Source organism: Paraburkholderia sp. SIMBA_030, from assembly GCF_046535245.1.
GTDB lineage: Bacteria > Pseudomonadota > Gammaproteobacteria > Burkholderiales > Burkholderiaceae > Paraburkholderia.
In genome coordinates this window covers 1-273 of sequence record NZ_JAWRXB010000504.1, presented here as the reverse complement: position 1 = coordinate 273, position 273 = coordinate 1, and the positions used below count along the sequence as shown (strand labels likewise).

1 protein-coding gene is annotated in these 273 nt (G+C 61.5%); it reads left to right on the top strand.

Going from position 1 to position 273, the window contains the following annotated elements:
- The first annotated feature begins 2 nt into the window (after positions 1-2).
- Entirely contained in the window at positions 3-104 is a 102-nt protein-coding gene (locus SB772_RS40980) for a VapA/VapB family virulence-associated protein (RefSeq protein ID WP_410838648.1), read from the top strand.
- The last annotated feature ends 169 nt before the right edge of the window (positions 105-273 follow it).

The following is a 273-nucleotide window of genomic DNA, read 5'->3' as shown; positions in this document are numbered from 1 at the left end:
ACGTGAACTTCTTTGGCAAGGGCAGCAAATTCCTTGGCAATTTCATGTCAGGTGGCGTCAGCACCGTAGGCGGAACGGGGGGCGGAAGCGGTCACTGGAAGTAAGCGCATCAGCGCGTCCAATGCGCGCGTCCAATGCGCGCGGTTAAGGCGGAGGCGGCGGATTCGCCGCCTCCACGTCGGGTTTGACCACGACGACGTGAGTCGATCCTGATGCGCTGGATACTTCGAATGTCGCGCCCAAGCGTGTGGCACGATGTGCCATGCTGCGCAG